The organism is Luteibacter sp., from assembly GCF_036500425.1.
Taxonomy (GTDB): Bacteria; Pseudomonadota; Gammaproteobacteria; order Xanthomonadales; family Rhodanobacteraceae; genus Luteibacter.
This window is the reverse complement of the sequence record NZ_DASYCB010000061.1, coordinates 1-5,388: the sequence shown is the minus strand read 5'-3', so window position 1 is coordinate 5,388 and position 5,388 is coordinate 1. Positions and strand designations below refer to the sequence as shown.

Sequence of the window (5,388 nt, the reverse complement as noted above, 5' to 3'; positions counted from 1 at the left end):
AACACCCGGGCACGCAGAACCAGTTCTTCACGTACGAGCAGTTCGCTGCGGAATACAAGGAACAGTTCGGTACCGATCTGGCCTGAAAAAGCCTGTGAAAAAAGGGGCGGCGCAGCCATGCGTCGCCCCTTTTTCGTACCCATTTTTCTCTACCCGCAGGAGCGCGCTTGCGCGCGATCGAGGTTGCCTCAGTTACGGGGCTTGAACCCCATCGTCGCACTCACCGCCTGCTTCCAGCCCTCGTAAAGATCGTCACGGGTTTCTTTCGTCATCGTGGGCTTGAACTCGCGGTCGACGGCCCACCTTTTCGTGATGTCTTCCTTGCTTTTCCAGAATCCGACGGCAAGGCCGGCGAGATACGCCGCACCTTGCGCGGTGGTTTCCTGCACCTTCGGACGCAGCAGGGTGACATCGAGGATGTCGGCCTGGAACTGTGCCATGAAGTCGTTGGCGATCGCGCCACCATCGGCGCGGAGTTCCTTCAACTCGATGCCTGAATCGCTCTGCATCGCTTCGAGCACATCGCGGGTCTGGTAGGCCATCGATTCGAGTGCCGCACGAATGAACTGCTCCTTCGTCGTGCCGCGGCTCAGGCCGAACACCGCGCCGCGCACGTCGCTCTTCCAGTACGGTGCACCGAGACCCACGAACGCCGGCACGAAGTACACGCCATCGGTGTCTTTCGCACGTTCTGCGTACTGCTGCGAATCCGATGCCTTGCCGAGCATGCGCAGGCCATCGCGGAGCCACTGGATGACCGAACCGGCGACGAAGATACTGCCTTCGAGCGCGTATTCCACCTTCCCGTCCAAGCCCCATGCGATCGTGGTGAGAAGACCGTTCTTAGACGGCACCGCTTTCTCGCCGGTGTTCATCAGCATGAAGCAGCCGGTGCCATAGGTATTCTTCGCCAGGCCTGGCTCGAAACACGCCTGGCCGAACAGCGCCGCCTGCTGGTCACCGGCGATACCGGCGATGGGCACTTCGCGGCCGAAGAAATGCTTCGTCAGGGTCTTTCCATACACCTCGCTGGAGGACTTCACCTCGGGCAGCATCGCCTTCGGCACGTTGAGCATCTTCAGCAGCTCATCGTCCCACTGACGCTTGTAGATGTCGTACATGAGCGTGCGCGAGGCGTTGGTGTAATCGGTGACATGCACCTTGCCGCCGGTGAGGTTCCAGATCACCCAGGTGTCGATGGTGCCGAACAGCAGTTCGCCCTTCTCCGCACGCTCCTGCGCACCTTCGACATGGTCGAGGATCCAGCGCACCTTGGTGCCGGCGAAGTAGGCATCGATCAGCAGGCCGGTCTTGTCGCGGACCATCTGGTCGTGGCCTTCCTTCTTCAGGCGCTCGCAGATGTCAGCGGTCTGCCGCGACTGCCACACGATGGCGTTGTAGATCGGTTGACCGGTGGCCTTGTCCCAGACCACCGCGGTTTCGCGCTGGTTGGTGATGCCGATACCCTCGATACACGACGCGTCTATACCGGAGCTGCTGATCACCTCGGTCATGGTGGACAGCACGCTGGTCATGATCTCGCGCGGGTTGTGTTCGACCCAGCCCGGCTGCGGGAAGATCTGCGGAAACTCACGCTGCGCGGTGCCGGCGATGTTGCCGTCGTGATCGAACAGGATGGTGCGCGAGCTGGTCGTGCCCTGGTCGATCGCCAGGATGTACTTCTTGTCCATGGCAGGCCTCGTATTAACGGTTGGAAGTGGAGGTATTGCGCTGCGCGGCCTGGCGCGCTTCTTCAAGCGCACGCTGGCGGGCCGGCAGGAACGGATGGATGAGCAGCTGGTACGCGCCACCGCCGACGACACCACCGATCAACGGGCCGACGATCGGCACCCACCAGTAGTTGTCCGGCGACGGCAGGGCCGAGGGGCCCCAACCGGCGAAGTACGCGAACAGGCGCGGGCCGAAGTCACGGGCGGGGTTGATCGCCCACGCTTCGAGATAACCCATCGAGGCACCGATGGTGGCGACCAGCAGGCCGATGATCAGCGCGCCGCTGTTGGCACCGGGCGCCGTCTCGTTGTACTGCTCGGTAATCGCGAAGATACCGAACAGCAGGAACGCGGTCAGGATGATCTGATCGGAGAGTGCGTGCATGGGCGTGACCGCCAGGCCCGGGTGCGTGAAGAACACGCCGGCCGCACCACCCGCCTCGCGGGTGAGGTTATGCGTTGCGTTGAAGTGATCGATGACCGGCCCGAACAGCGCATAGACGATCGCCGCGCCGAGGAAGGCGCCGATGACCTGGGCGATCCAGTACGGCACCACCTTCTTCCACGAGAAGTCGCGGAACACCGCCAAAGCCAGTGTCACGGCCGGGTTGGCGTGTGTGCCGGAAACCGATGCGGTCGCGTAGATCGCGATGGTGACAGCAAGGCCCCATGCGATACACACGCCCCAGTAGGCGTTGAGGTAGGGACTGGGGTCGTAGAGCACGTACATGCACGCTACGGAATCGCCGAACGCAATGATGATGAACATCGCGACGGCTTCTGATATCAGCTCGCCTATGTTTTGCCGCATGATCCGTCTCTCCATCGGTTTCATGGTGGTGGTGGTAGCGCGGGGGCGCTATGGGGTGGTCGTGGTCCCTTTCGGGACGCGTTGGTCCAGGTATTCGGTGAGGCGTCGTACATCGTCGGGGCCGACGCGCAGGCCGATCTTGCTCCGTCGCCACAGGATGTCTTGGGCTTCCGTGGCCCATTCGTGGCGGACGAGGTAATCCACCTCCGCCTGGTAGAGGTCCGAGCCAAAGTGCGTGCCCAGCGCCTCGAGACCGTTGGCCTCGCCTAGCAGGTCGCGCGCGCGGGTCCCGTACATGTGGGTGAGACGCCAGGCGAAGGTTTCCGGCAGCCACGGACGCGATGCGCGGATATCGTCGGTCAGCGCATCGATGTCGCGTTCGCCACCGCCGGGTAATGGCCGCGCATCCGCTGTCCATGCGGGCTGGTCGTTACCCAGCAGAGGGGCGAGCTTGTCGATCGCCTCTTCCGATAGTTTGCGGAACGTCGTGAGCTTGCCGCCGAACACGTTGAGCAAGGGTGCGCCGCCGGTCTGGTCGATATCGAGCAGGTAATCGCGCGTGACCTCGGAGGCGCTGCCCGATTCGTCCTGTAGGAGCGGGCGTACGCCGCTGTAGCTCCAAACGACATCCTTCAGAGTGAGCTGCTTCTTGAAGTAGCGGTTCACTGCCTCGCACAGGTACTGGGTCTCTTCCGCATCGATCACAGGGTGCGAGGGATCGGCCTTGTACTCGATATCGGTGGTGCCGATCAGCGTGAAATCGCGTTCATAGGGGATCGCGAAAACGATGCGGCGATCCGGCTGCTGGAAGATGTAGGCATAGCGGTGCTCAAAGATCTTCGGCACCACGATGTGGCTGCCCTTGATCAGGCGCAGCGTGTGCGAATGTTTTATGTGCGCCACGTCATCGAGGAAGCTGGCGGCCCACGGGCCAGCGGCGTTGACCAGGGCGCGTGAACGCACGAAGTGGCGGGTACCGTCGCGCTTCTCCAGCTCGGCGAGCCAGCCATCGCCATCGCGCCGGGCGCTAATGCACTGGGTGTGCGTTTCGATCTTTGCGCCGCGGTGTACGGCGTCCATGGCATTCAGCACAACCAGGCGAGCGTCCTGCACCCAGGCATCGGAGTAAACGAAGCCCTGGGTGAACTCCTGACGTAGCGGTTCGCCGGTGACATGCTTGCCGAAGCGCACGCGGCGCGAGCCCGGCAGGGTCCGGCGACCGCGGCCGAGATGGTCATAGAGGAACAGCCCGATCCGGATCATCCAGGCGGGGCGCAGATGGGGCTGGTGTGGCAGCACGAAGCGCAGCGGCCAGATGATGTGGGGAGCGGCTTTCAGCAGGACCTCACGCTCGGCGAGTGCCTTGCCGACGAGGGCGAATTCGAACTGCTCCAGATAGCGCAGGCCGCCATGGATCAGCTTCGTGGCGGCGCTCGAGGTGTGCGACGCCAGATCGTCCCGCTCGCACAGCCAGACACTCAGGCCACGCCCTACGGCGTCGCGGGCGATACCTACGCCGTTCACGCCACCACCAATGACCAGGACATCGACCTGCTCGACCATCACACACTCCGCTCGGCTGGGGGTGGTGAAGGCTGCGGTATGGGCACCCGATACGTTCGGGTACGTTCGTTTTTACGATTTCACGCGCCTTCCTTGCGCATTTACGAACATTCCACACGACGAGCCGTCACTCACCTGCGTCAAATGAGCATATTCGAACACAAACGAACATCGCACGCTGCAGTGCAGCGTAAAACGTCACTGCTCCACCCAGCGTACCGCGCCCCTGTAGGAGCGCGCTTGCGCGCGATGGCCCTGGCGGTAACCCACGACGCGTTGTAGGAGCGCGCTTGCGCGCGGTGGATCTTGTCGTAACGCCGATCGCGCGCAAGCGCGCTCCAACAGGGGGTGTTAGTCGGCGATGTGGACTTGGGTGCCGGCGGCTTCGAGGACCGGGATCAGTTCCTTGGGTGGGGTCTTGTCGGTGAACCAAGCGTCGACGTGGGAGAAGTCGCCTAACCGGACCATGGCGTTACGGCCGATCTTGGTGTGGTCCGCACCCAGGAAGACCTGGCGCGAATGATCGATGATGGTCTGTGCGACGCGGACTTCGTGGAAGTCGAAATCGAGCAGCGTGCCGTCGAGCTCGATGCCCGAGATTCCGATGATGCCGTAGTCCACCTTGAACTGGCGGATCAGCTCGATCGTCGCTTCGCCGGTCACGCCATGGTCGCGGCCACGCACGACCCCGCCGGCGACGATGACCTCGAAGGTCGGGTTGTCGCTGAGCAGGATGGCGATATTTAGGTTGTTGGTGATGATGCGCAGGTCGCGGTGCTCGAGCAGCGCGCGGCCGACGCCTTCGTTGGTCGTCCCCAGGTTGATGAACAGGGACGAGCCATCCGGAATGTGGCGCGCGATCGCGTGGGCGATGCGGTCCTTCTCCGCGGCCTGCAGGCTCTGCCGTGCGGCGTAGGCAACGTTCTCGATACTGGAAGGTGCGCTGACGCCGCCGTGGTAGCGGCGGATAAGGCCCCCATCGGCGAGGAGGTTGAGATCGCGACGAATGGTTTGCGGGGCCACGTCGAAATGTGTGGCCAGCTCATCGACGGCGACGAAACCCTCGCGCTGGACGATAGCGACGAGTTCTTCCTGGCGTCGGTTGAGACGTAAATCCGTATTCATAGGCTAATCGTAGCCCATTTGTAGGAGCGCGCTTGCGCGCGATGGGTGGTGAGGCAATGCCAACCGCCCTTGTAGGAGCGCGCTTGCGCGCGATGGGGTATGCGGCGGGGTGGATCGCGCGCAAGCGCGCTCCTACAGGGGGACCGCGGCCGGATTTTA

At 63.0% G+C, this 5,388-nt stretch carries 4 protein-coding genes; all 4 read right to left on the bottom strand.

The features are described 5' to 3' along the window. Positions 1 to 188: 188 nt before the first annotated feature. The 4 genes from glpK to VGN46_RS16005 all read right to left on the bottom strand — a co-directional run bounded on the left by glpK (position 189) and on the right by VGN46_RS16005 (position 5,229). On the bottom strand, positions 189 to 1,691 hold the full coding sequence (gene glpK / locus VGN46_RS16020) for a glycerol kinase GlpK (protein WP_331644993.1): 1,503 nt from the start codon (positions 1,689 to 1,691) through the stop codon (positions 189 to 191). 13 nt (positions 1,692 to 1,704) lie between these two features. Further along, positions 1,705 to 2,544 (bottom strand): MIP/aquaporin family protein, encoded by an 840-nt coding sequence (locus VGN46_RS16015; RefSeq protein WP_331644995.1) that lies wholly within the window; start codon positions 2,542 to 2,544, stop codon positions 1,705 to 1,707. 45 nt (positions 2,545 to 2,589) lie between these two features. Continuing rightward, a complete protein-coding gene (gene glpD / locus VGN46_RS16010; RefSeq protein WP_331644992.1) occupies positions 2,590 to 4,104 on the bottom strand; it encodes a glycerol-3-phosphate dehydrogenase in 1,515 nt (504 codons plus the stop codon). Positions 4,105 to 4,455: 351 nt separating this feature from the next. After that, positions 4,456 to 5,229, bottom strand: coding sequence for a DeoR family transcriptional regulator (locus VGN46_RS16005; protein WP_331644990.1), 774 nt, complete (start codon positions 5,227 to 5,229; stop codon positions 4,456 to 4,458). Between the last annotated feature and the right edge of the window lie 159 nt (positions 5,230 to 5,388).